This is a genomic window from Alloalcanivorax marinus, assembly GCF_016785095.1.
GTDB lineage: Bacteria > Pseudomonadota > Gammaproteobacteria > Pseudomonadales > Alcanivoracaceae > Alloalcanivorax > Alloalcanivorax marinus_A.
Genome location: NZ_JAEKJB010000008.1, coordinates 41,516 through 66,438, shown reverse-complemented (window position 1 = coordinate 66,438; position 24,923 = coordinate 41,516). Strand labels below are relative to the sequence as shown.

Sequence of the window (24,923 nt, the reverse complement as noted above, 5' to 3'; positions counted from 1 at the left end):
AAGCCGCTCCTACGGTGCGTTCAGAACAAGACCATCCCCAGGCTTTCCGCTACGCAGGCCGGCTTGTCGCTGCCTTCCAGTTCGATGGTGATCTCGTTGCAGAGCAGGTAGCGGCCTTCGCCTTTCTGCTGCACGGATTTCATGATGAAACGTCCGCGCACACGGGCGCCGGCGGGTACCGGGGCGAGAAAACGGCAGCCGTTCAGGCCGTAGTTGATACCCGCCTTGGCCCCTTCGATGGTGTAGATCTGGTCCTTGAACATGGGTATCAGCGACAGCGTCAGATAGCCGTGGGCGATGGTGCCGCCAAACGGCGATTCCTTGGCCGCCCGGTCCGCGTCCACATGAATCCACTGGAAGTCCCCGGTGGCCTCGGCGAACTGGTCAATGCGTTCCTGGCTGATCGTCATCCACTCGGTGACGCCCAGTTCCTTGCCCTCCCAGGCACTCAGTTCCTCGGGGCTGGTTATTGTCAGCATGGTCTCTCCTCGAACGATTCAAAGTTGCAGCCGATGTTGTATCCTGCCTGCAGCTGTTTTTCGAGGTTTTCATGCACATCCATATTCTCGGTATCTGCGGCACCTTCATGGGGTCGCTGGCGCTGCTGGCCCGGGCCAAGGGGCACCGGGTCACCGGCTCCGACCAGAACGTCTACCCGCCGATGAGCGATCAACTGGCCGCCGCCGGTATTGATCTGATCGAGGGCTACGACCCGGCCCAGCTGGACCCGGCGCCGGATTTGGTGGTGGTGGGCAATGCCCTGAGCCGGGGTAATCCGGCGGTGGAGTACCTGCTCGACCAGGGGCTGCCCTACACTTCCGGCGCGCAGATGCTCGCCGAGGTGGTGCTGCCGGGCCGCTGGGTGCTGGCGGTGGCCGGCACCCATGGCAAGACCACCACCAGCTCCATGCTGGCCTGGATTCTGGAATACGCCGGCCTGGCGCCGGGCTATCTGATCGGCGGCGTGCCGGGCAACTTCGGCGTTTCCGCTCGTCTCGGTGACACGCCATTCTTCGTGGTGGAGGCGGACGAGTACGACACCGCCTTCTTCGACAAGCGCAGCAAGTTCGTCCATTACCGGCCGCGTACCGCCATCCTCAACAATCTGGAGTTCGATCACGCGGATATCTTCGCCGATCTGGGCGCCATCCAGACCCAGTTCCACCATCTGATCCGCACCATCCCGTCCCAGGGCCGCATTATCCTGCCCGCCGGCGAGGCGGCCCTGGAAGAGACCCTGGACAAGGGCTGCTGGAGCGAGGTGGAGCGCTTCGCCGAGCGGGGGGAGCCCGGTTACCGGTTGGATCGCGCCGACGGCGGCGTGTTCACGGTGCTGGAGAACGGTCGCGAGGCGGCCCGGGTGGAGTGGGACCTGACCGGCCGCCACAACGTCAACAACGCCATGGCGGCGCTGCTGGCCGCCCGCCATGTGGGCGTGACCCTGGCGGACGGCGCCGCCGCTCTGTGCGAGTTCCAGGGCGTCAAGCGGCGCATGGAACTGCGCGGCGAGATCGGCGGCGTGCGCGTTTATGACGATTTCGCCCACCATCCCACCGCCATCGCCACCACCCTGGAGGGCCTGCGCCGCAAGGTCGGCGACGAGCGCGTGCTGGCGGTGATCGAGCCACGTTCCAACACCATGCGCCTGGGCCGTCACCGCGATGCCCTGGCGGCCAGTACCGCCGACGCCGACCGGGTGATCTGGTATCAGCCGCCGGGATTGGACTGGTCCCTGGACCCGGTGGTGGCGGAGTCACCGGTGCCGGCCTCGGTATCCCGGGATCTGGATGAGCTGGTGGCCACGGTGGCCGCCGAGCCGGGCCCGCTTAACGTGGTGGTGATGAGCAACGGCGGTTTCGGCGGTGTCCACGAAAAGCTGCTGGCGGCGCTGCGTGGGAGGCGGGCATGAGCAAGGCGCGGCAACGGGTGACGCTGGCCTTCACCGGCGCCTCCGGGGCGCCCTACGGCCTGCGCTTGCTGCGCTGTTTGCTGGCGGCGGATTGCGAAGTGTTCGTGATCCTGTCCAAGGCGGCGCGGGTGGTGATCGGCATGGAAACGGATCTCGCCCTGCCAGCGGGCACCGGCAAGGCGGAGGCGGCGCTGCGCGATTTCGCCGCCACCGACAAGGGGCGGCTGGTGGTGTGCGGGCTGGAACAATGGACCGCGCCGGTGGCCTCCGGCTCCGGCGCGCCGGCGTCCATGGTGGTGTGCCCGTGCTCCACCGGCACGCTGTCGGCGATCGCCGCCGGCGCCAGCGACAACCTGATCGAGCGGGCCGCCGACGTGGCGCTTAAGGAGCGCCGTCAGTTGATTCTGGTACCCCGCGAAAGTCCGTTCTCGGCGATCCATCTGGAGAACATGCTCAAACTGGCGCGGCTGGGGGTGACCATCCTCCCCGCCGCGCCAGGCTTCTATCACCGGCCGGCGAGCGTGGACGATCTGGTGGATTTCGTGGTGGCGCGCATCCTCGATCAGCTCGGCGTGCCGCAGACCCTGGTGAAGCGCTGGGGCGAGGAATAGCGCCCAGTCGCTCCTACAAACAAATCCCTCCAACAGAACTCCGGAGCCAACCGTGACGGTTACCTCGGAGCGTCTCGGAGTGATCCCCCTTCCGGGACCCTGTCAAACAGGATGTTTGACAGGGAGCCCCCATGGACGGGTTCACGGCGTTCCCGGAAGGGGGATCACTCCGAGACGCGGGCCAGGATAGAACCCCACCGGCCCCGGAGCCCCCCTCTAGAGCGTATAGTGAATCGGCACGGTCACCGAGATCGGCTCGCCGGCCAGCTCCGCCGGTGGTTCCGGGAAGCGCAGGCGGCGTACCAGTTCCACGGATTGCTGATCGAGAATGCGGCTGTCGGAGCTGCTCTTCAGGGTCACGTCGCTGGCGCGACCGTTGCTGTCCAGCATGAAGCTCACTTCCACCACGCCCTGCTGGCGGCGCATGCGCGCCCGGGCCGGGTATTCCTTGTTGTACTCAATGGTATCGCGCACCTTGCGCAGGTAGCGATTGAGCAGGTTGTCGTGGTCGCCGCTGCGGTGCACGCCCTTGCCGGGGTCGCCGGCGATGCCTTTCTGCCCCTGCGGCTGCTGCTGGCCGGAGGCGACGCGGGTCTGTTCGTCCACCTTGTCCGCCGGCGCGCCCTGTTGCGGCGCCGGTTCCGGGGTCGGTTCGGGCTCTGGCTCCGGTTTGGGGTCCGGCTTGGGCTCGGGCTTGGGTTCCGGTTTGGGCTCGGGCTTCGGCTTGGGTTTGGGCTTCGGCTCGGGTTTGGGTTTGGGCTTCGGTTTGGGCTTGGGTTTCGGTTCCGGTTTTGGTTCGGGCTTTGGTTCGGGCTTTGGTTCGGGTTTGGCCTCCGGCGCCGGTTGCGGGGCGGTGCTCACGGCGCTTTCCGTGGGCTTCTGGGCCAGGTTCAGGGTCACCGCCTGCTGCACGCCGGGGCGGGCCGGGCGGCCCCCGGCCAGGGTCAGGCTCTCTATGCTCAGCAGCAGGCTGGCGTGGGCGAGGAGGGCCAGGGTCCAGGCGAGAATCAGGCGCGGTTTACGGCTCACGGGGCGCTCTTACTCCGGGTTACCAGACGGACTTCCTCGATGCCGGCGTCACGCAGCACGTCCAGCTTGGCGCGCAGGCTTTTCAGGGGCGTGCCGGCATCGGCCAGCAGGCGCACCGGCTCCTGGCCGGCGGGGTGCTCGGCGTCCGCCTCGGCGGGGGCGTTGTCGGCCTGCCGTTGGCGTTCTTCACGGCGGGTTTGCACCAGAGCGGCCACCGCCTCGGCGTCCACCGGCTGGCCTTCATGCAGCAATTGCCCGTCGGTATCCAGCACCAGCATCAATTGGTCCGGGTTTTCGTCGGTGGCGGCGCTTTCGCTGCCCGGCGCTTCCGCGTCCCCTTCCGGGCGCGGCGCCAGTTGCCCGGCCACCATGAAAAAGATCAACAGCAGGAACACCACGTTGATCAGCGGCAGTACCGGCTCCAGGGGAGGTCGGCGACCGCTGTCAGGCGCTTCCAGGTTCATGGCATCAGCTCCAACTGCACGTCCTTGACGCCGGCGGCGCGCACCGCGTCCAGGGTGGCCAGGGCGGCCTGCAGCGGCGCGTCCGGCTCACCGGTGATCAGCACGGTCTTGCCGGGGTCCAGTTGCGCGGCCAGTTCATCCAGCGCGTAGGTGGTATCGCCGATTTCCACCTGGCCGCTTTCGGTCACCGTCAAGGTCAGCCAGTCGCGGTCCTGCTGGTCGGCGCTCTCCTCGCTGGGCAGCACGTTCACCGGCAGGTCCTTCCAGTCGCCGAAGCGGCTGGCCAGCATGAAGAACACCAGCAGGATGAACACCACGTCGATCAATGGCGTCAGGCTGATGCTCGGTGAGCGGTGGCGTTCCGGTTCCAGATGCATGGATCAGCCGGCCACGGCCTGGCGGCGGGGTGCTTCGGCGGCGGCCTCGGTGGCCGGCGCCGTGGCGCGCTCGCCTTGCCGGCGAATCTGAACCTTGAGGCGTGCCAGGCGGTCCTGGAGTTTCTCGCGGCACAGCTCGATGGTGCGGTCCGCCCAGTGGAAAGCGGCCAGGGCCGGGATCGCCACGGTCAGGCCGGCGGCGGTGGTCAGCAGCGCTTCCCAGATACCGCCGGACAGAATCGACGGGTCCACCTGGGAACCGGCGGCCTCCAGGGCCTGGAAGGCGCCGATCATGCCGAACACCGTGCCCAGCAGGCCGATCAGCGGTGACAGCGCGCTGATCACCTCCAGGGTGCGCAGACCACCGCGCATGTCTTCCAGGGCTTCGCGACCGCGCCGCAGGCTGTCTTCTTCCCAGCTGGCCGGGTCCATGCTCCGGTTCTGCCAGGCCTGGACGATCACCCGGTCGATGGGCGCCTGACCGGCGCGGATGTCGCCGGGGGCCTGGCCGTTCTCAAGACGTTCGAGCAGGGCGTCGGCCTGTTTGCTGGAGACCGGCCGGATACGACCGAACTGGAGGATCTTGGCGATCAGGGTGGCCAGGGCCACCACCGACAGGAGTGCGAGCAACCACATGGCGGGACCGCCGGCGATGAACCACTCCGGGAGCTGAAAGTGCAGGAAAGAAGTCATGTCCGAACTCCGGTTGACGAGCGGCCACCGCCATCAGGAAAGGAAGCGGGAAAGGGACGGTGCCGTCAGAGTGCCCGGGAGTCTAGCACTTGCGCATTCAAATGCAAGTCATTCCTATTTGCACTGATCCGGGGCGGGGGCGGGTGGCCGGAAGCGGTCGACGACCGCTTCCGGGGAGGTGGTTTATTGCTGCATAAGAGTGTAGTTGAGGTCGGAATCAATACGCTGGCCTTCGGCGTTGAGCATTTCCACGGCGTTGCGGCGGTTCTGCACGAAACGGAACTGCTCTTCCGGTTGCTCCGGGTTAAGCACGTAGAGCGGGTAGCTCTGGCCATCCAGCTGCATGCGCTGGCTGACCCAGTTGCCGCGCTCCACCTGGCCGGAGCCGGCCTGGCCGCGATCCAGGTATTGCTGACGCAGTTCGAAGCGCGATGCTTCGCCGTCCTGGTCGCGGTACAGGGTAAGGGTTGTCTTGATGCCGGCGCAGTCGGCGCAGGGCAGCACACCCTGGTAGACGGTGCTGGAGGCTTTGGGGTCGAGCGGCTGGCTTTGGCAGGCGGCCAGGCCCAGCGTGGCGGCCAGGCCCAGGGCGTGGAGGGTCTTTTTCATGGTGTGTCTCCCTGACAATGAAACCTGTGTTCGATAACAGGTCATCAGTATAGACAACACTCCGTGATGGATTTCACGGCTTTAACAGAGTTTAACGCGTGGGGTGTTACTGCTCCCGACGGCGGGCGAGGTAGCGTTGCACCCCTTCCGAGATCAGAAAGCCCACGGCCAGCGCGATCAAGAAATAGAGTAAAATCATAGTTCCCCGAATCGGCGGGATGCCGATTTTTTCAAGCGGAAATCCAGTGCGCACTTCCGGCAGCTTAGGGCGAAACCGCCCTTGAAACAGTAACTTACTGTTAGCGCTTGTAATTATTTGATGGGTCTGAAAGGCGACCCGGCACTCAGAATAACGGGGGAAGGGAGCGGCGTCAGAGGGATCGGATCGTTTTTTGAGCTGTGTCACAAATTGCATGGATGTCGGGAGGCGGCGAAACCTCCCGGCGGCGTTCAGGCACCCAGTAGCTGTAGTGGACCGCCGCGCTCGATGGCGCGCTGATAGGCGGGCCGTGCCTCCACCCGCTGAATGAAATCGCGGATATGGGGCAGGGCGTCCAGGTTGGCGCGGCTGGCCGCCGCCTGCAGGGGAAAGCTCATTTGCACGTCGGCGCCACTGAGCTGGTCGCCGGCGAACCAGGTGTGCCGTGTCAGATGATCCTCCACCAGGGCCAACTGGTCCTGAAGGCGTGGTTGCAGGAACTCGCTGTTCATCCGGCCGCTGATCTTGCGGGCGATGGGTTTGGCGAAGAACGGCATGGGCGCGGTGGCGACCCGGCCAAACACCAGCTTCATCACCAGCAGCGGCATCAACGAGCCCTCCGCGAAGTGCAGCCAGTACACATAGTCCAGCCAGGCCTGGCTATCGGTGTCGGGTTTGAAGTGGCCGTCGCCGTAGCGCTCCACCAGATATTCGATGATGGCGCCGGATTCCGCCAGCACGGTGTCGCCGTCGCTGATCACCGGGGATTTGCCCAGGCGGTGGACGCGCCGCAGGCTCTCCGGCGCCAGGCTGGTCCGCGGGTCACGGCGGTAGTGTTCGATTTCGTAGGGCAGTTCGAGCTCCTCAAGCAGCCAGAGGATGCGTTGCGAACGGGAATGTTCCAGGTGATGAACAATGATCATGGGCGCTCCTGACGTGAGGACAGGCTACGAGCATAGCACTGCCGTTGGCGTAGCCGGGAATTGACCCGCCGCCCGGGGCCGTAGAGAATGAGAATAATTTCCATTCAAGAAGCGGAGCTGTTCGTGACCGGGAGCGTGCCCACCGAGTCCGTCGCCGATCTCTATCACCGCCATCACGGCTGGCTGCACCAATTGCTGCGGCGCCGTCTGGGCTGCTCCGAGACCGCCGCCGATCTGGCCCACGATACCTTTGTGCGTCTGCTGCGCCGTCCGCGCCGTTTCGACAGCGCGGAGGGGGCCCGTGCCTACCTGAGCACCGTGGCTCGGGGTCTGTGCGTGGATCTGTGGCGTCGCCGGGAGGTGGAGCAGGCCTGGCTGGCGGTGCTGGCGGAACAGCCGCAAGCACTGGCGCCGTCCTCGGAGCACCGTGCCATCGTGCTCGAGACCCTGTGCGAAGTGGATGCGCTGCTGCGGCGCCTGCCGGAGAAGGTGGCACGGGCTTTCCTGATGGCCCAGCTGCACGGCAGGACCTATCGGGAGATCGCCGTGGAGCTGGAGGTGTCCGAGCGCATGGTGAAGAAATACATGGCCCGGGCCATGCTCCATTGCGCCTTGCTGGAAGTTTCCTTCGAGGAGGGCGCGAGCGGATGAGCGCTCCGGACTACCACAGCCTGGAGCAGGCGGCGGAATGGTTCGCCGTCCTCGGTGATGAGGGTGTTTCCCCGGCGCAGCGCGAAGCCTGGCGGCGCTGGCTGGAAGCCAGCCCGCGACATCAGCGCGCCTGGGACTACGTGGAAGCGGTGGGGCGTCGCTTCGGGCGCTTACGCGCCGACGGCGATCCGGCTCTGGCCGGCGGAGCCCTGGAGCGCCTGCGTGGCGAGCGCTTGTCCCGCCGTCAGGCCCTTAAGGGGCTGGCGGTGCTGGCCACCGGCGGGGTGCTCGGCTGGGCTGGCTGGCGGCACTCGCCGCTGCCGGAACTGGCCCGCGCCTGGCGCGCGGATTATCACACCCCGGTGGGCGGTCGCCGGGCACTGGTGCTGGACGATGGCACCCGGGTCTGGCTCAACACCAACAGCGCCCTGAACGTGGATTTCGACCGCCAGCGGCGACGGCTCACCCTGGTGGCCGGCGAGGTGCTGGTGGACACTGGCGCCGATCCGCGCCCGCTGTGGCTGCGCACCGGCGCCGGCGAGTTACGCCCGCTTGGTACCCGCTTTCAGGTACGCCGCGAAGGCGCCACCACCGAGCTGGCGGTGTATCAGGGCGCGGTGCGCGTACACACCGCCGGCAGTGGCGCCGAGCGCACCGTGCCGGCGGGGCATCGCACCCGTTTCGACGGCGAACGCATCGCGCCGCTGGATACCGCGGACCCGGCCCGGCAGGCCTGGACCCGGGGCCTGCTGGTCGCCGAGGAGCGTCCCTTGGGGGAGCTGGTGGCGGAGCTGGCCCGCTACCGCCATGGCCACCTGGCGGTGGACCCGGCGGTGGCCCACCTGCCGGTAATGGGCACCTATCCCCTGGACGATACCGACCGTGCCCTGGCCATGCTGGAAGCGGCCCTGCCGGTGCGCGTGCGTCGCCGGCTGCCCTGGTGGGTGACCCTGGAGCCGGTGGCCGATTAACGGAGTCGTGCGTCAGGTCAAAAAGCGGATAAACAAAAAAGCGCACCATGGCCGAATCGCCAATACCGTCATCGCATGGAAGGAGGAAGACGTCATGAGCCGCAACGAGACCCGCTCCGCCCCGGACTTTACCCCGGAACCGGACGCCAGCGCCGGCCACTGGGGCCACCGCCCCGGCGGCACCCAGCCCGAGCCGGATATGGTGGGCCCCTACGCGCGCCATCGGCCGCTGCCCCCGGAGGGCATCGAGCGGCGTCATGCCTACATCGTCGGCGGTGGCCTGGCCGGCCTGGCCGCCGCTTTCTACCTGATTCGTGACGGCCATATGCCCGCCGCCAATATCACCATCCTTGAGGATCAGGGCGTGGAAGGGGGCTCCCTGGACGGCGCCGGCAACCCGGAAGACGGTTACCTGGTGCGCGGTGGCCGGGAGATGAACGGCCATTACGACAATTTCTGGGACCTGTTCCAGGATGTGCCGGCGCTGGAGTTGCCTGAAGGCTACAGCGTGCTCGACGAATACCGGCTGGTGAACGACGCCGACCCCAACTATTCCAAGGCCCGGCTGCTTCACCACCGGGGCCGGATCAAGGACTTTTCCACCTTCGAGCTGAGCCGCTCCCAGCAATGGGAACTGGTGCGCCTGTTGTTGCGTCGCAAGGAAGAGCTCGACGACGTCACCGTGGAGCAGTTCTTCAGCCCCGGTTTCCTGGAATCCAATTTCTGGACCTTCTGGCGCACCATGTTCGCGTTCCAGAACTGGCACAGCGTGCTGGAGATGAAGCTCTACATGCACCGCTTCCTGGACGCCATCGACGGCCTCAATGACATGTCCGCCCTGGTGTTCCCCAAGTACAACCAGTACGACAGTTTCGTACGCCCCCTGGCCGGGCTGCTGCGCGAGCAGGGCGTGCATTTCCGGCTCGATACCCGGGTGCACGATATGGAGCTGACCGGCGAGGGCGGCAGCAAGACGGTGCGAGCCTTGCTGTGCCGCACCGCCGACGGTGAGACCCGCCTGGAAGTGGGGCCGGAGGATCTGGTGATGGCGCTCACCGGCTCCATGACCGAGGGCACCGCCTACGGCGATATGGACACCGTGCCGGCGCCCCGGCGCGGTCGTACCGAGCCCGGCGAGGACAGCGCCTGGACCCTGTGGCGCAATCTGGCGGCCAAATCGCCGGTGTTCGGTCGCCCGGACAAGTTCTACGGCGATACCGATCGCTCCAGTTGGGAATCCGCCACGCTCACCTGCGCGCCGTCACCGCTGGTGGACAAGCTCAAGGAACTGTCGGTGAACGATCCCTATTCCGGGCGCACCGCCACCGGCGGCATCGTCACCATCACCGACTCCGCCTGGTTGATGAGCTTCACCTGCAACCGCCAGCCGCACTTCCCGGACCAGCCCGACGACCTGCTGGTGCTGTGGGTCTACGCCCTGCACATGACCCCGGACGGGGATTACGTGAAGAAACCCATGCCCGAGTGCACCGGCCGGGAGATTCTTACCGAGCTGTGCTATCACCTGGACCTGCTCGATGATCTGGACACGGTGCTGGCCAACACCAAGGTACGCACCGCCCTGATGCCCTACATCACCGCCGAGTTCATGCCCCGCGCCGCCGGCGACCGGCCCCGGGTGGTGCCGGAGGGCTGCACCAACCTGGGCCTGCTGGGGCAGTTCGTGGAAACCCCCAACGATGTGGTGTTCACCATGGAAAGCTCGGTGCGCACCGCCCGGGTGGCCGTGTACCGGCTGCTGGGCCTGAACAAGGCGGTGCCGGACATCAGCCCCACCCAGTACGATATCCGCAACCTGCTCAAGGCCGCCCGGGCGCTCAACAACGGCGAGCCGTTCCCCGGCGAGCGGCTGCTGCACCGCCTGCTGGACCGCACCTACTTCGCCCCGGTGCTGCCACCGCTGCCCGAGGAGGATGAGCCGGCCCCCGGCGCCGCCAACCCCTTCGACGCCGAGCTCAGCGCCCTGGCCGACCGGGGCGGCGAGGCGCTCAAGGACCTGCGCGCCTGGTTCACCCACCTGCGCGACAACCTGCGCAAGGACCGCGACTGACCGCCGGCCCCTCCCTGGACCGGGCGTCACGGCGCAAGGTCCAGGGGCACGGCAGGAGCGACCGGAGCCGCCGGTGACGCTACCTCGGAACGCGGCCTATCTGGAGAACACCCCCATCCCCGCCTTCTCCAAAGCGTGAAAAAAATCCCCCCGAACGGTTCCCCTTTTGCCCGGCTGATCCGGTTCCTCCCATGACGACAGCAAAAAACCTTGGGAGGAACCGACCTGATGCTGAATCGAACCCTGCGGCCCCTGGCCCTGACCCTGCCGCTACTGGTCGGCGGCACCACCCTCACGGCACTGCCGACCCCGGCCCGGGCTGAAGCGGACGCCGCCGTGGATTTCCGCATCCCCGCCGGCCCGCTGAGCCGCTGCCTGAACCGCTTCGCCGACCAGGCCGGTATCTACCTGGGCGGCGCCGGAGAACTCACCGTCGGAAAGCAATGCGCGGGGCTGGACGGTCGCTACACCGCCCGCGCCGGCCTCGCCGAGCTGCTCGCCGGCACAGGCCTGGTGGCCCGTTTCTCCGATGCCCGCACCGCCACCCTGGAAGACGCCGAGGACGGCAACGCCCTGGAGCCGGTGTCGGTGAGCGCCGCGCCACCGGTGGGCCCGGACCCGGGCTACCTGGCCGAACGTACCCTGGTGGCCACCAAGACCAGCGTGCCGCTGTCGGAAACGCCCCGCTCGGTGAGCGTCACCACCCGTGAGCGCATGGACGACCAGGGCGCCCAGACCCTCACCGAGGTGCTCGGTTACATGCCCGGGATCTACGCGCCGCCGATGGCCGCCGGCGATAGCCTGGCCGGCGATTTCTTCTTTATTCGCGGCTTCAACGCCACTGACTACGGCTACGGGCTGTACCGGGACGGACTGCGCGTGCAGGCCAACCGCTACGACACCACTTCCGAGCCCTATGGCCTGGAGCGGGTGGAGGTGTTCCGGGGCCCCAGTTCCATTCTCTACGGCGAAAACGCCCCCGGCGGCATCGTCAATCTGGTCAGCAAGCGGCCCACCCACGAACCGCGCGGCGAGGTGCGCGCCAGCTACGGCAGCCACGACCGGCGCCAGCTGGCGGTGGACGTGTCCGGCCCCCTGGCCGGCAACGACGCGGTGCTGGGGCGGCTGGTGATGTTGGGCCGTGAGTCCGACACCCAGACCAACCATGTGCCCGATGACCGGGTGTACATCGCCCCCTCGGTGACACTGCTGCTGTCCGATAACGACCGACTCACGCTGATGAGCAGCTACCAGAAGGACAAGACCAAGCTCGAACTGGGCCTGCCCGCCGCCGGCACCCTGCTGGATAACCCGAATGGGGAACTGGACAGCGACACCCTGATCGGCCATCCCGACTGGGACCGCTTCGATCGCGAATTCTGGACCCTGGGCTACGAATACCAGCATTGGTTCAGCGACCGCTGGAACTTCCGCCAGAATGCCCGTTACCTGGAATCCCGGGTGCAGCGTAACGAGATCTGGTGGCAGCCGTTCACCGATGGCGCCTATGGCACCCTGGTTCCCACCTACGCCTACGACCGCCACAATGAAGCCCGCACCCTGGCCGTGGACAACCAGTTGGAAGGAACCTTCTACCGTGGCGACTTCAAGCACAATCTGCTGTTTGGCCTGAGCTACGACCGCACCTCCTGGGCCCAGGAGTGGGACGTGGGCTTCGGTGACACCATCAACATTTTCGACCCGCAATGGAGTGCGGAGCCAGCCACGCCGATGGCTCAGCAGGACGCCACCACCCGCCAGTCGATCACCGGTCTGTATAGTCAGTGGCATGGGCACTACGGCAACTGGATCGCGCTGGTGGGCGGTCGCTATGACACCGTGGACAGTGAGTACGAGGACAAGGTCTCCAGCACCGACCTGGATACCGACGATGAGGCCTTCACCTGGCAGACCGGTCTGATGTACCAGTTCGACAACGGTGTTTCCCCCTACCTGAGCTACGCCACCAGTTTCGCGCCGGTGCAACAGCTTTCCTCCGGCATCGAGACCCTCGAACCGATCACCGGTGAACAGGTGGAGGTCGGCATGAAGGTGGCGCCGCCGGGCGCTCGTACCCAGGTGGCGATGTCGGTGTACGACCTGCGCAAGGAAGATGATGTGGTGTACGACGGCAGCGTCGGCGATTACCGTCAGGTGGGCGAGAGCCGCTCCAAGGGGGCGGAACTGGAGGTGACCAGCGAGCTGAGCGAGCGGCTGCGGTTGAGCGCGTCCTATACCTACACCGACGCGCGCATCACCGAGAACGCGCCCGGATCGATGGAGGAGGACCGGCAGATGGTGTTCGTGCCGCGCAACCAGGCCTCCGCCTGGGTCAATTACCGCTTCCAGGAAGGCGCGCTGGCCGGGCTGCGCCTGGGGGGTGGTGTGCGCTATATCGGCGAGACCTACGCCTACACCAACCTGTACGGCACCCTGGAAACCGATGCCGTGACCCTGGCCGACCTGTCCCTGGCCTACCCCTTCGCCGGTGGCTGGAAGGCGGAAGTCAACGTGAGCAACCTGTTCGACAAGGAGTACTTCACCGGCTGCAACAACGCCGCACGCTGTTACTTCGGCGTCGAGCGCACCCTGCAGGGCAGCGTCAGCTACCGCTGGTAGCGGCGCGCCCGATTTTCCCGGGTGGCCGGTTTCTGGAAGCCGCCCGGGATCAGCCGCCCGGGGCGCTTCGGCCCGGGCGGTCGTCGCCGCGGCTTACCGTGGCGGCGTCGGTGCGCGGCAGGCCGCCCACCGCTTCCAGCACGTCATCGAGTACCGCCTGGCTTTTCCAGGCCGCCGGCGTGTTGATGATGGCCGATACCGCCCAGGTGGTGTTGTCGCGGTCGCGGGTAAAGCCGGCCACCGCGCGCACATTGGTCAGCGAGCCGGTCTTGATGTGGCCTTCGCCGCGCAGGCCGGTATCGCGCAGCCGGTTGTGCATGGTGCCGTCCATGGCCACCAGCGGCAGGGAGGCGATCAGCTCGGCGGCGAACGGGCTGCGCCAGGCCTGCTGCAGCATCTTGATCTGTTCCATCGGGCTGATGCGGGCCTGCCGTGACAGGCCGGCGCCGTTGTCCAGCACCACCTTGTCCGGGTCCATGCCCTTGAGCGCCATCCACTCGCGCACCGTGCGGTTGGCGGCGGCCAGGTCGTCGCTGTCCTCCGCCAGCCGGTGCTCGGCGCCGATGGTCAGATAAAGCTGCCGGGCCATGATGTTGCTGCTCCACTTGTTGATGTCGCGCACCATGGTGACCAGGTCCGGCGACGAACTGGTGGCCAGCAGGGAGGCCCCCTTGGGCAGCCGGCCGAAGCGGGTCTCGCCGGTGATCTCGCCACCCAGTTGCCGCCACAGGCCGCGCAGCAACGCGCCGGTGTAGTCGCCCTGATCCATCAGCGACAGGTACTGGCTGGCCTTGCAGCCTTCCGGCAGGGAGCCGGTCAGGGTGATCACGTAGAGGCCGTCCTCGCGACGCTCCGGGACGGCCTTCAGGTGGTGGCCGGACGGGCAATAGCGGCTGTTGGAGCGGGTCAGCTGGTTGTTGAGCAGCACCTTGTCGGTGACCGGTTCCACCCAGGCTTGGACCCGGTCCGGGCGGCCCATCATCTGGATATGGAAGACGTTCAGGTTGGTGAGCAGGGCATCCGGGCGCACCAGGTAGGGGGCGTGGGGGTCGCCGCCGTCGTCGTCGAAACGCGGCAGGCCGTCTTCCGGCAGCCGGAAATAGCCACCGTCCAACACCAGATCACCGTGCACCGCGCGGATGCCATAGGCGCGCAGATCGCGCATCAGCTTCCACAGACGCTCTTCGGTAAGCTTGGGGTCGCCGGCGCCGACCAGGATCAGGTCGCCTTCAAGCACGTCGCCCTTCACCTCGCCGTTGGTGTACACCCGGGTGTGCCATTTGAAGGTGGGGCCGAGCAGTTCCAGGGCCGCGTAGGTGGTCAGCAGCTTCATGGTGGAACCCGGGTTCATGACCCGGTCGGCGTTGACGAAACGGGCCTGGCCGGGGCCGTCCAGGGGCACCGCCGCCAGGGCCAGGGCGTCGTCGGGCAGGTTCAGTTCCTGCAGCCGGGACTGGATCGCCAGCGGCCAGTCGGCGTTGGGCAGGGCCTTGGCGTCGTCGGCGGCGAAGGCCGCCGGCACCGGCAGGCAGGTAATCAGGAATGTAAAAACGGCGATAGGAAAACGCACGGCAAGCCCCATGGACAGCACACTCTCGTTCGGGTTAGCGCTCACTAATCGTAGAGCAAAACCGGTAACCGGTCAGGGGGCGGTGGGTGGCGGAATTGTAAATTCTGGGGCGTGTTATAGTGACGCCCGCCACGGGCAACGGAACCGCACATGTCGAAACTGCTGATGAATCTGCGCCGCGTGCCCGATGAGGAGCGCGACGAGGTATGCGAACTGCTGGAGGAACACGGTATTGAGCATTACCTGACTCCGCCCAGCGTCTGGGGCGTGTCCGCCGGCGGCCTCTGGCTGCGCCACGACAAGGATTGGGAGCGGGCGCAACCGCTGCTGGCGGACTACCAGCAACGCCGTTATCAGCAGGAGCGGCGGGCCTTCGAGCAGGCCCACCAGGACGGCGAGGTGACCACCGTGGCGCGTAACCTGCGCCGCCACCCGCTGCGCACCCTGGCGTTTCTGGTGGCGGTGGCGGCGGTGTTGCTGATCGCCCTGGTGCCGTTCATTACGTTTGGCTGATGGCGGCTCGCGTGGGATCGCGGCTGAAGCCGCTCCTACGGGGCCGAACGCTACTATAGGAGCGGCTTCAGCCGCGATGGGCGGTGCGTCAGGCTTCGTGGCCCAGGTTGTCCGGGTCGCCCACGTCGATGCCCTTGTGCTGCAGATCCGCGTGGTAGGAGCTGCGCACCATGGGCCCGGAAGCCACCGAGGTGAAGCCCATCTTGCGGCCTTCGTCCGCGAACAGGCGGAATTCGTCCGGATGCACGTAGCGTTCCACCGGCGCGTGGAATTTGCTGGGCTGCAGATACTGGCCGATGGTGATCATATCCACGTCGTGGTCGCGCAGATCGCGCAGCGTTTCCAGTACCTGATCGTTGGTTTCGCCCAGGCCGACCATGATGCCGGACTTGGTGGGTACGTGCGGCACGCGGGCGCCGAATTGTTGCAGAAGCTTCAGGGAATGCTCGTAGCGGGCACCGGGGCGGGCCTTCTTGTACAGGTGTGGCACCGTCTCGATATTGTGGTTGAACACGTCCGGCGGCGTCGCCTCAAGAATATCCAGGGCGTCTTGCAGGCAGGGGCGGAAGTCCGGGGTGAGAATCTCGATCTTGGTGCCCGGGCTTTTTTCGTGGACCGCCTCGATGCAGTCGGCGAAGTGGCGGGCGCCGCCGTCGGGCAGGTCGTCCCGGTCCACGGAGGTGATCACCACGTACTTCAGGCCCAGGTCGGCCACCGACTCCGCCAGATGCAGAGGCTCATCCGGGTCCAGGCCGTTGGGGCGCCCGAAGCCCACGTCGCAGAATGAGCAGCGGCGGGTGCAGATGTCGCCCATGATCATGAAGGTGGCGGTGCCGCCGCCGAAGCATTCCGGCAGGTTGGGGCAGGCCGCTTCCTCGCACACGGTGTGCAGTTTCTGCCGGCGTAGCATGGACTTGATGCGCTGGATCTCGCCGTTGGCGGGGACCCGCACGCGAATCCAGTCGGGTTTGCGCTCGCGCACGGGGGCGCTTTCATTGACCACGGGGATGGTGCGGACCTTGTCGGCGCCACGCAGCTTGTCGCCGATCTGAACCTTCGCTTTCGCCGGGCGTTTGGCCTGGGCTTCGCTCATGGAGATGTCTCTCTCGCGGTTGGGTGCCTTTTGGGCGTCAGGATTGGGGAGCAGTATACCAACTAGGAGCGGGGGCTGTCCGGGGGGTGAGGCCCAGCCGCCGCGCCAGAATCGTTACCAGATCCTGCTCGACGCGCTCGCGGCTGGCGTCCAGACCCTGGTCGGCCAGGCTGGTCATCGGCTGGCCGGCGTGGCCGCAGGGGTTGATGCGCCGCCAGGGGGCCGGGTCGGCGTCCCGGTTCAGGGCCAGGCCATGGTAGCTGCCGGCGCGGCGGATACGCAGGCCCAGGGAGGCGATCTTGGCGCCGCCCACGTACACCCCGGGAGCATCGGCTCGGCTGGCGGCGTCCAGGCCCCGGTCGCGCAGGTAATCCACCACGCTGTCCTCGATGGCGCTGACCACGGCGCGGGCGCCCAGGGTTAGCCGCTGTACATCCAGCATCAGGTAGATCACGGTCTGGCCCGGCCCATGGTAGGTGACCTGGCCGCCCCGGTCGGTGCGCACCACCGGGATATCCCCGGGTGCCAGCACATGCTCCGGCTTGCCGGCCTGGCCCAGGGTGTACACCGGCGGGTGCTCCAGCACCCAGAGTTCATCGGTGGTGTCGGCGTCGCGCTGTTCGGTGAAGGCGCGCATCGCCTCCCAGCAGGGCTGGTAGTCGACCCGGGGCAGGTGGCGGACCAGAACGTCCATCAGAGCGTGATCTTGACGTGCGGGCAGGCGTCCAACTCGCGATAGATGGCTTCCACCTGATCGCGGTCGCGCAGCACCACGCTGGCGGTGAGCGACACGAAATTGCCCTTGGTGCTGGGCTTGCTGCTCAGGTGGGCGTGGCGGTCGAAATCATCCAGGTGGGTTTCCAGGATCGCCACCACCGCTTCTTCCAGCGGCGCGTCGGCGGCGCCCATTACTTTCAGTTGCATGCTGTGGGGGAAGTCCCACAGTTCTTCGCGGATCATGGTGCTCTCCAGTCGGCCCGGCGCCCGGTTACAGACCGCACAGGCGGCGTTTGAACTCTATATAGTGGCGCGCCACGGTTTTCCAAGTGGCACCGGGGTGGCCGTCGCCCACCGGTCGGCCGTTCAGTTCGGTGACCGGCACCACGCCCTTGGTGGAACTGGAAATCCAGATTTCATCGGCATCGTGCAGGGCCGGCTCGCTGATTTCCGCCTCGATCACCGGCAGGCCCTGCTCGCGGCACAGCTCGATGATCAGATCCCGGGTCACGCCGCCCAGGATGCAGTGGCTCAATGGCGGCGTGGATACCCGGCCATCGCGCACCGTGAAAACGTTACTGGCGGCGCCCTCGGTGACGAAGCCGTCGCGCAGCAGGATCGCTTCCTGGGCGCCGCTTTCCAGCGCCCGCTGGCGCAGTAGCAGATTGGGCAGCAGCGACACCGACTTGATGTCGCAGCGGGCCCAGCGAATATCGTCCAGGGTGATCGCCGCGACGCCCTCGGTGCGCGCCACCTGGTCCGCCGCCGGTACCGCCAGCGGCGAACTGGAAATAAACACAGTGGGAGGCACCGGCGGGTCCGGGAAGGTGTGCTCGCGGCGCGCCGCCGCGCCCCGGGTGATCTGCAGATACAGCGACAGATGGCCGCCGCCGTTGCGGGCCACCATTTCCTCGCACAGGCGGCGCCAGTGGGCGCCGTCGTGGGGATCGGTGATGCGTATTTCGCTCAGGGAGCGGGCCAGCCGGCGCAGGTGCTCGTCGAGCCGGAACAGCACGCCGTTGAAGGCGGGAATCACTTCATAGACGCCGTCGGCGAACAGAAATCCCCGGTCCAGCGGGGAGATCCGCGCCTGCTCGGCGTCCATGAAGTCGCCGTTGAGATAGACCGTGGCCATGTTGGCGGGAGCCCTAGTTAAACAGGCCTTTGAAGAACAGCACGATATGGTCCCAGATACGCGAGAAGAAACCGGCTTCCTCCACCGCTTCCAGGGCCACCAGGGGGCGCTGCACCAGTTCCTTGCCGTCCAGGCTCACGGTCAGGGTGCCGTACTGGCGGCCTTCCTCGATGGGGGCGCGCAGTTCCGGCTGGATCGACATCTCCGCCTTGAGCTGGTCGTGGCTGCCCTTGGGCACGGTCAGCACCAGGTCGTCCTCCAGGCCCAGGCGCACCTGATCGGCGGCCCCCATCCACACTTTCGGGGTGTCGAGCACGTCACCGGCGCCGTAACCCTCGTAGGTTTCGTAGAAGCGGAAGCCGTAGCTGAGCAGCTTCTGGGATTCGCGTGCCCGGGCCGCCTCGGAGTCGGTGCCCATCACCACCGAGATCAGACGCATGCCGTTCTGCTCGGCGGAGGACACCAGGCAGAAGCCGGCTTCCTCGGTGTGGCCGGTCTTCAGGCCGTCCACGGCGTCGTCGCGCCACAGTAGCAGGTTGCGGTTCTGCTGGGTGATGCCGTTGTAGGTGAATTCCTTCTGGGCGTAGATATCGTAGTGTTCCGGATAGTCGCGGATGATCGCCCGCGCCAGCCAGGCCAGGTCCCGGGCGGTGGTGTAGTGGTTCTCCGCCGGCCAGCCGGTGGCGTTGACGAAGTGGCTGTTGTTCATGCCCAACTGACTGGCCTGGTTGTTCATCAGGTCGGCGAAGGCACCCTCGGAGCCGGCCACGTACTCGGCCAGGGCCACGCTGGCGTCGTTGCCGGACTGCACGATCACACCCTTGAGCAGGTCCGCCACCGGCACCTGGGTGCCTTCCTTGACGAACATCCGCGAGCCGCCCATGCGCCAGGCCTTGACGCTGATCGGCACCATGTCCCGCTCACCGATGTTGCCGGCCTGGATTTCCTTTTCCACCAGGTAGGCGGTCATCATCTTGGTCAGGCTGGCCGGCGGCAGTTCCTTGTCGGCATTGTGTTCCACCAGCACCTGGCCGCTCTTGGCGTCCAGCAGCAGGTAACTGCGTGCTTCCACCTCGGGGGCGCGGGGGATCATGTTCTCGGCGCGGGCCAGGGGCGACACGGCGAGCAGGCCGGCCAGCAACAGCCAGAACAGGGAATAAGCGAGAGAGCGGGTTTGCATCATCATCGGGCCTTTCGGTCAGGTCTTTGCTTGCGGGGGCGGATCAGGGATTCACGGAAATCGGCGCGGCGAAGCCCGCCTCGGCGAGGGAGCGGCGCGCGCGGTCACGGTCGGCGTTGCTGGCGAACGGGCCCAGCCACACCTTGTACAAGCTGCTGGATTCCGGCCGTCGGACGGTCACCGGCAACTTGAGTTGCTGGCGCAGCCGCTGTTCCAGCGCGCGGGCGCCGTCCAGCCCCTGGAAGGCGCCGGCCTGCAGGTAGAGGTCGCCGCCGGCATTGGAGCCACCGTTGGAGCCATTATCGGCGGCACTGTCGGCGCTGGACGGCGGCGGCGGGCTGTCCACGGCGGCGCGTACCGCCGTGGGCACGCGGCCGTCGCTTTTGTTGGGGGTCGGGTCGCGGGTGGAGGTGAGCGCTTCCACGCGCACCCGTCCGGTGCCTTTCTGTTCAATGCCCAGGCGCACCGCGGCGGCCCAGGACAGATCAATGATCCGGTCGGAGTGGAACGGGCCCCGGTCGTTGACGCGCACCACCAGGCTTTTGCCATTGTCCAGGTTGGTGACCCGGGCATAGGTGGGCAGCGGCAGAGTGCGGTGGGCGGCGGTGAAGCGGTACATGTCGAACGCTTCGCCGCTGGAGGTACGGTAGCCGTGGAACTTGCGACCGTACCAGGACGCCAGTCCCTCTTCCTGGTAGCCCTCGGCGGTGGGCAGCACCTGGTAGCTCTTGCCCCAGACGGTGTAGGTATCCGGGTTGCCGTAGGCGCTGCGCGGCTCCACCTTGGGGACCGGCTCGGGCTGGGCGCTGACGTCACGGCGTTGTTCCGGGCCAGCGTCGGTGCTGTGTTCGTAGCGGTCGGAACCGGGGGCCCCGGAAGCGGGGCGATCCGGTTGCGGGGCGGGCCCGGGGGCGCGGCCCGGGCCGGTGGCGCAGGCGCCCAGGAACAGGCTCAGAGTGAGGATCGGTGCAACGCGTCTCACGGCTGGTCGGCCTCCAGGGCATCGGCCAGGCGGCGGGAAAGCTGCAACACGGCCATGGCGTAAAGCTCACTATGGTTGTAGCGGGTGATCACATAGAAGTTGTCGGTGGCCAGCCAGAATTCGTGGCCGTCCTCGCCTTGCAGGTCGAGCACCGCCACCGGCGTGGAGCCGGGCAGGCCGTCGTTCGACACCTCGAAACAGTATTCGCTGCTCAGCCTATCATCGTCGCAGGCCACTGCCACTACGCCGTTCTTCCGGGCCTGATCCAGGGTAAAGGCGGGTTTGTAGCCCTTCTTGGCCATCGCCACATAGCCGTTGCCCTCGACCCGGGCGCGGGCCGCCACCGGCAGGCCCGGCTGCCAGCGGTGCGCCTTGAAATAGTTGGCGACGCTGCCGATGGCGTCGGTGGGGCTGTTGACCAGATCGATGACGTCGTCACCGTCGAAGTCCACCGCGTAGGCCTCGTAGCTGGTGGGAATGAACTGTGGGAAACCCATGGCGCCGGCGTAGGAGCCGGTAATCTCACTGGCGTCGATGTGCGCGTGACGTTCCAGCTCGAACAGGGCGATCAACTGCTTACGGAAGAAGGCGGCGCGGGGCGGATAGTCAAACCCCAGGGTGGCCAGCGCATCGACCACCTTGTAGTTGCCCTTGTGGCGCCCGTAGCGGGTTTCCACGCCAATGATCGCCAGGATCACTTCCCGGGGCACGCCGAATTCCCGCTCCGCCCGGTCCAGGGCCTCGGCGTGCTCGCGGGCGAAGGCGACGCCCTGCTCCACGCGGCTGTCCTGCAAAAAAATGCGGCCGTATTCGGCCCAGGTCAGGGTGCGCTCGGCGGGCCGGGCGATGGCCTCGAGAATGCTGTCCTTGCGTTGCGCGCCGGCGAGCAGCTGACGGGCGCGATCCACGTCCAGCCCGCGCTCGCGTACCTCCTTGAGCACGGCGTCGGCCCCGGCGTGCTCGGCATAGTTGGCGGTGGCAAGGGCGGGGCCGGCCAGGGCGGCGCAAGCGGCGATCAACAGCCCGGTTTTCTTCACGTGGTTCTCCTCGGGAATCCTTGTCAGTAACTCATCAGCCGGCGGTGGGTATGCATGGACATGAGCATGCCGAAACTGGCCATCAGGGTGACGATGGACGTGCCGCCGTAGCTGACCAGCGGCAAGGGTACCCCCACCACCGGTAAGAGTCCGGACACCATACCGACGTTCACAAAAATATAAATAAAAAAGGTCATGGTCAGCGCCGCCGCCAGCAGACGCGAGAAGGTCTCCTGGGCCTGCCAGCTTATGAAGAAGCCGCGACCGACGATCACCAGGTAAATGGCCATCAGCAGCAGGAAGCCCACCAGGCCGAATTCCTCGCCCAGCACCGCCAGGATGAAATCGGTGGAGGACTCGGGCAGGAAGTCGAGCCGGGACTGGGTGCCATCCAGCCAGCCCTTGCCGGTGACGCCGCCGGAGCCGATGGCGGTTTTCGACTGGATGATGTTCCAGCCGGCGCCGCGCGGGTCCGCCTCCGGATTGAGGAAGGTGTCCACGCGGCTGCGCTGGTAGTCATGCAGCACGAAGAAATACATCAGTGGCGCGGCGATCATCAGCGCCACCAGGGCCAGGCCGATCAGTCGCCAGGACAGGCCGGCCATGAACAGCACCACCAGCCCGGCGGCGGCGATCAGGATCGAGGTACCCAGGTCCGGCTGGATCGCGATCAGCACCACCGGCAGGAAGATCAGCGCCAGGGCCACCAGCACATCGGTAAGTCGGGGCGGCAGGTTACGCTCGCTGAAGAACCAGGCGACCATGGCCGGCACCGCCAGTTTCATGATCTCGGCGGGTTGGAAGCGACCGATGCCGGGAATGTGCAGCCAGCGGGCGGCGCCCTTGGCCTCGGTGCCGATCAGCACCACCAGAATCAACAGCACCACGCCCAGGGCATAGACCATGGGCGCCCAGAAGCGGTAACTGCGTGGCGGAATCTGCGCCAGCACCACCAGCACCAGCAACCCGCCGCCCAGGCGCAGAGCCTGGCGCAGCACCATTTCCATGCTGCCGCCGCCGGCGCTGTAAAGCACGGTGAGGCCGCCCAGCACCAGCAACAGCAAAGCCGCCAGCAGCGGGGCATCCAGGTGCAGCCGGGCGGTCAGGCCGTTGCCCAGGCTGGGGCCGCCCTGACCGGGCATTTGTCGCAGGGTTTCGCGTACGCTCATGGCGTGCTTTCTCCACTGGCGGGCGTGCGTGGCAGGGGCGGCGGCACGTCCAGCTCGCCGTCGTCATTAAGCAGCCAGGCGTCCATCACCTGGCGTGCCACCGGGCCGGAGGTGGAGCCGCCGTGGCGGCCGTTTTCCACCAGCACCGCCACGGCGATGGCCGGATGCTCCACCGGCGCGAAACTGATGATCAGGGCGTGGTCGAGCAGCCGCTCGGCCAGCTCTTCCTCGTTGTAGGTCTCTTCCTGGCCCACGGAGAACACCTGGGAGGTGCCGGTCTTGGCGCCCATCTTGTAGGGCGCGTTTTCCGCCATCACCCGGGCGGTGCCCCGGTTTCCATGGACCACTTCCTCCATGGTCCGTTCCATGCGCAGCCAGTCGCCCTCGTCGTTGAGCTTGATGTCGGGGCGCGGCGGCGGGCGCAATTCGTCGGCGGCCAGGGTGGGCGTTACTTGCTTGCCGTGGTGGGCCAGGATGGCGGTGGCGGTGGCCAGTTGCAGCGGCGTGGCCAGCATGAAGCCCTGGCCGATGCTGGCGTTGATGGTATCGCCGTGAAACCAGGGCGTGCCCCGGGCGGCGCGCTTCCATTCCTTGGAGGGCAGCAGGCCGGCGGATTCGTTGTACAGGTCGATGCCGGTGGGCTGGCCCAGGGAAAAGTCGGACAGGAAGTCGTGCATGCGGGCGATGCCCAGCTTGAAGCCCAGGTCGTAGAAATAAGTGTCGCAGGACTGCACCACCGCCTTGTTCATGTCCACCCAGCCATGCCCCCAGCGTTTCCAGTCCCGATAGCGGTGGGGATTGCCTTCCAACTGGTAATAACCCGGGTCGAAGATGGTGTGTTCCCAGTCGGTGACGCCGGCGTTCAAGCCGGCCAGGCCGATGAACGGCTTGACCGTGGAGCCCGGCGGGTAACGGCCTTGCAGGGCCCGGTTGAACAGCGGGTTGTCGTGATCTTCCCGGTAGCGGGCGTAGTCCTGATGGGAAATGCCGTTGACGAACAGGTTGGGCTCGAAACCCGGTCGGCTGACGAAGGCCAGCACGCTGCCATCCCGGGGATCGATGGCGACCACCGCGCCGCGCCGGTCGCCGAGGGCGTTGTAGGCGGCTTTCTGGACCTTCATGTCCAGGGTCAGGCGCAGGTTTTCGCCGGGCACCGGCGGTTGCTCCTCGAGCACGCGCAGAATGCGCCCCCGGGCATTGGTCTCCACCTGGCGGTGCCCCACCGTGCCGTGCAGCCGGTGCTCGTAATAGCGCTCCACCCCGGTGCGGCCATAGTAGTAGGTGCCGGCATAGTCCGCCTGCTCGGTGAGCGTCATGCCTTCCAGGTCCTCGGCGCTGAGCCGGTTTACATAGCCGAGCACATGGGAGAACAGCTTGCCGTGGGGGTAGTGGCGCACCGGGTTGGCGGCCACGCGTACCCCCGGCAGGCGATGCTGATTGACGGTGAGCCGGGCGATCTCTTCCTCGCTGAGGCGGCCGCGCAAGGGGATCGGGTCCCACGGGCGGCGCGGGCTGCTCAGGCGTTTATGGAAGCGCTCCAGGTCGTCCGGTTCCAGGGTCACCAACTGGCCGATACGGGTCAGGGTGGCCTCCAGATCCGGTACCTGCTCGATGATCAGTTCCACCGCGAAATCCGGTCGGTTGGCGGCCAGGATTTCGCCGTTTCGATCGGTGATCAGCCCGCGTGGCGGCGGTACCGCCTGGGTTTGCACCCGGTTCTCGTCGCTGAGCGTGGTGTAGCGGCTGTGCTGGGAGACCTGCAGCCACACCATGCGGCCCACCAGCACCAGTGACAGGGCCACCACCAGAACGGCGCCCACCAGCAGGCGCAGGCTGAAGATCCGCTGCTCGTGGTGGTGGTCCTTGAGGGTCAGAGGTCGGCGCATCGGGGCCCGTGGTCCATGGTATCAGCGGTGGTAAGGGTGGCCGGTCAACAGAGTCCAGCCGCGATAAAGCTGTTCGGCGAGCAACACCCGCACCAGTGGGTGCGGCAGGGTCAGCGCCGACAGCGACCAGCGTTCGTGGGCGGCGGCGGAGACTCGCGGGCAGAGCCCGTCCGGGCCGCCCACCAGGATCACCAGGTCCTGGCCGAGATCCTTGAGGGTGCCCAGTTTTTCGCTCAATTGCGGTGTGCCCAGCACGCGACCGGTGACCTCCAGGGCCACCCGGTGGGCGCCGGGGTACTTTTCCAGGCGCTTTTCCATGGCTTCGCCTTCGGCGCGCACCAGGGCGGCGGTGTCGCCCCTGGAACGTTTAGGCAACGGAATCGCCTCAAGTTCCAGGCGCATGTCCGGCGGCAGCCGCTTCCGGTATTCCTGGAAGCCCTGTTCCACCCAGGCAGGCATTTTGGTGCCGATGGCGAGAAGGTGTATCCGCAAGGCGTGGCTCCCGGCGACGCTGC

The 24,923-nt window shown here is 66.8% G+C and carries 26 protein-coding genes; 7 read left to right on the top strand and 19 right to left on the bottom strand.

Going from position 1 to position 24,923, the window contains the following annotated elements:
* Positions 1-20: 20 nt before the first annotated feature.
* Positions 21-479 (bottom strand): MaoC family dehydratase, encoded by a 459-nt coding sequence (locus tag JF515_RS07280; protein ID WP_203102589.1) that lies wholly within the window; start codon positions 477-479, stop codon positions 21-23.
* A 71-nt stretch (positions 480-550) separates the two neighbouring features.
* Between JF515_RS07280 and mpl the strand changes: the two genes are divergently transcribed.
* Complete coding sequence (gene mpl, locus JF515_RS07275; protein WP_203102588.1) at positions 551-1,909, top strand: UDP-N-acetylmuramate:L-alanyl-gamma-D-glutamyl-meso-diaminopimelate ligase; 1,359 nt, start codon at positions 551-553, stop codon at positions 1,907-1,909.
* The gene (locus tag JF515_RS07270) at positions 1,906-2,520 is read left to right on the top strand and encodes a flavin prenyltransferase UbiX (protein WP_203102587.1); all 615 of its coding nucleotides are present in this window, start codon (positions 1,906-1,908) and stop codon (positions 2,518-2,520) included. Before mpl ends, JF515_RS07270 begins: the two co-directional genes overlap by 4 nt.
* Before the next feature lie 216 nt (positions 2,521-2,736).
* Here the strand turns inward: JF515_RS07270 and JF515_RS07265 are convergent, their stop codons facing one another.
* The 7 genes from JF515_RS07265 to JF515_RS07235 form a co-directional block, all read right to left on the bottom strand.
* Positions 2,737-3,549, bottom strand: coding sequence for a TonB family protein (locus tag JF515_RS07265; RefSeq protein WP_203102586.1), 813 nt, complete (start codon positions 3,547-3,549; stop codon positions 2,737-2,739).
* Positions 3,546-4,013, bottom strand: coding sequence for an ExbD/TolR family protein (locus JF515_RS07260; protein WP_203102583.1), 468 nt, complete (start codon positions 4,011-4,013; stop codon positions 3,546-3,548). Before JF515_RS07260 ends, JF515_RS07265 begins: the two co-directional genes overlap by 4 nt.
* Complete coding sequence (locus JF515_RS07255) at positions 4,010-4,390, bottom strand: ExbD/TolR family protein (protein ID WP_203102581.1); 381 nt, start codon at positions 4,388-4,390, stop codon at positions 4,010-4,012. Before JF515_RS07255 ends, JF515_RS07260 begins: the two co-directional genes overlap by 4 nt.
* A 3-nt stretch (positions 4,391-4,393) precedes the next feature.
* On the bottom strand, positions 4,394-5,083 hold the full coding sequence (locus JF515_RS07250) for a MotA/TolQ/ExbB proton channel family protein (protein ID WP_203102579.1): 690 nt from the start codon (positions 5,081-5,083) through the stop codon (positions 4,394-4,396).
* 183 nt (positions 5,084-5,266) lie between these two features.
* Positions 5,267-5,692 carry a copper resistance protein NlpE gene (locus tag JF515_RS07245; protein WP_203102577.1) on the bottom strand — a complete coding sequence of 142 codons (426 nt, stop codon included), beginning with the start codon at positions 5,690-5,692 and terminating at the stop codon, positions 5,267-5,269.
* Between the two features lie 106 nt (positions 5,693-5,798).
* Entirely contained in the window at positions 5,799-6,107 is a 309-nt protein-coding gene (locus tag JF515_RS07240; RefSeq protein ID WP_203102575.1) for a hypothetical protein, read from the bottom strand.
* A 35-nt stretch (positions 6,108-6,142) separates the two neighbouring features.
* On the bottom strand, positions 6,143-6,814 hold the full coding sequence (locus tag JF515_RS07235; RefSeq protein WP_203102573.1) for a glutathione S-transferase: 672 nt from the start codon (positions 6,812-6,814) through the stop codon (positions 6,143-6,145).
* Positions 6,815-6,901: 87 nt separating this feature from the next.
* Here JF515_RS07235 and JF515_RS07230 point away from each other — a divergent pair, with 87 nt between their 5' ends.
* The 4 genes from JF515_RS07230 (at position 6,902) to JF515_RS07215 (ending at position 13,126) form a co-directional block, all read left to right on the top strand.
* Positions 6,902-7,465, top strand: a complete 564-nt coding sequence (locus JF515_RS07230; protein ID WP_203102571.1) for a sigma-70 family RNA polymerase sigma factor — start codon at positions 6,902-6,904, stop codon at positions 7,463-7,465.
* A complete protein-coding gene (locus JF515_RS07225) occupies positions 7,462-8,436 on the top strand; it encodes a FecR domain-containing protein (RefSeq protein WP_203102569.1) in 975 nt (324 codons plus the stop codon). The genes JF515_RS07230 and JF515_RS07225 overlap by 4 nt, the downstream gene beginning before the upstream one ends.
* 94 nt (positions 8,437-8,530) lie before the next feature.
* The gene (locus JF515_RS07220; RefSeq protein WP_203102567.1) at positions 8,531-10,507 is read left to right on the top strand and encodes an oleate hydratase; all 1,977 of its coding nucleotides are present in this window, start codon (positions 8,531-8,533) and stop codon (positions 10,505-10,507) included.
* Between the two features lie 228 nt (positions 10,508-10,735).
* Positions 10,736-13,126, top strand: a complete 2,391-nt coding sequence (locus JF515_RS07215; RefSeq protein ID WP_203102565.1) for a TonB-dependent siderophore receptor — start codon at positions 10,736-10,738, stop codon at positions 13,124-13,126.
* 49 nt (positions 13,127-13,175) lie between these two features.
* On the opposite strand, the gene dacB is transcribed toward JF515_RS07215, so the two are convergent.
* Positions 13,176-14,696 carry a D-alanyl-D-alanine carboxypeptidase/D-alanyl-D-alanine endopeptidase gene (dacB, locus tag JF515_RS07210; RefSeq protein WP_338015183.1) on the bottom strand — a complete coding sequence of 507 codons (1,521 nt, stop codon included), beginning with the start codon at positions 14,694-14,696 and terminating at the stop codon, positions 13,176-13,178.
* A 150-nt stretch (positions 14,697-14,846) separates the two neighbouring features.
* On the opposite strand from dacB, the gene JF515_RS07205 reads away from it, so the two are divergent.
* On the top strand, positions 14,847-15,209 hold the full coding sequence (locus tag JF515_RS07205) for a DUF6164 family protein (RefSeq protein ID WP_203102556.1): 363 nt from the start codon (positions 14,847-14,849) through the stop codon (positions 15,207-15,209).
* Between the two features lie 88 nt (positions 15,210-15,297).
* Here the strand turns inward: JF515_RS07205 and lipA are convergent, their stop codons facing one another.
* From lipA to rlmH, 10 genes are read right to left on the bottom strand one after another with little or no spacing between them, the layout of a single operon-like run.
* The gene (lipA, locus tag JF515_RS07200) at positions 15,298-16,302 is read right to left on the bottom strand and encodes a lipoyl synthase (RefSeq protein ID WP_203102555.1); all 1,005 of its coding nucleotides are present in this window, start codon (positions 16,300-16,302) and stop codon (positions 15,298-15,300) included.
* Positions 16,303-16,339: 37 nt separating this feature from the next.
* Positions 16,340-16,996 (bottom strand): lipoyl(octanoyl) transferase LipB, encoded by a 657-nt coding sequence (lipB, locus tag JF515_RS07195; protein WP_203102548.1) that lies wholly within the window; start codon positions 16,994-16,996, stop codon positions 16,340-16,342.
* Positions 16,996-17,262 (bottom strand): YbeD family protein, encoded by a 267-nt coding sequence (locus tag JF515_RS07190; protein WP_203102546.1) that lies wholly within the window; start codon positions 17,260-17,262, stop codon positions 16,996-16,998. The genes lipB and JF515_RS07190 overlap by 1 nt, the downstream gene beginning before the upstream one ends.
* Positions 17,263-17,290: 28 nt before the next feature.
* Complete coding sequence (locus tag JF515_RS07185) at positions 17,291-18,154, bottom strand: D-amino acid aminotransferase (RefSeq protein WP_203102544.1); 864 nt, start codon at positions 18,152-18,154, stop codon at positions 17,291-17,293.
* A 13-nt stretch (positions 18,155-18,167) separates the two neighbouring features.
* Positions 18,168-19,337: a D-alanyl-D-alanine carboxypeptidase family protein gene (locus tag JF515_RS07180; protein ID WP_410298630.1), complete on the bottom strand. Its 1,170-nt coding sequence runs from the start codon at positions 19,335-19,337 to the stop codon at positions 18,168-18,170.
* Between the two features lie 40 nt (positions 19,338-19,377).
* Positions 19,378-20,316, bottom strand: coding sequence for a septal ring lytic transglycosylase RlpA family protein (locus JF515_RS07175; RefSeq protein ID WP_203102542.1), 939 nt, complete (start codon positions 20,314-20,316; stop codon positions 19,378-19,380).
* Complete coding sequence (mltB, locus tag JF515_RS07170; RefSeq protein ID WP_203102540.1) at positions 20,313-21,353, bottom strand: lytic murein transglycosylase B; 1,041 nt, start codon at positions 21,351-21,353, stop codon at positions 20,313-20,315. Before mltB ends, JF515_RS07175 begins: the two co-directional genes overlap by 4 nt.
* Before the next feature lie 23 nt (positions 21,354-21,376).
* Positions 21,377-22,522: a rod shape-determining protein RodA gene (gene rodA, locus JF515_RS07165; protein WP_203102538.1), complete on the bottom strand. Its 1,146-nt coding sequence runs from the start codon at positions 22,520-22,522 to the stop codon at positions 21,377-21,379.
* The gene (gene mrdA / locus JF515_RS07160; RefSeq protein WP_203102536.1) at positions 22,519-24,408 is read right to left on the bottom strand and encodes a penicillin-binding protein 2; all 1,890 of its coding nucleotides are present in this window, start codon (positions 24,406-24,408) and stop codon (positions 22,519-22,521) included. Before mrdA ends, rodA begins: the two co-directional genes overlap by 4 nt.
* 21 nt (positions 24,409-24,429) lie before the next feature.
* Positions 24,430-24,900, bottom strand: coding sequence for a 23S rRNA (pseudouridine(1915)-N(3))-methyltransferase RlmH (rlmH, locus tag JF515_RS07155; RefSeq protein ID WP_203102534.1), 471 nt, complete (start codon positions 24,898-24,900; stop codon positions 24,430-24,432).
* Between the last annotated feature and the right edge of the window lie 23 nt (positions 24,901-24,923).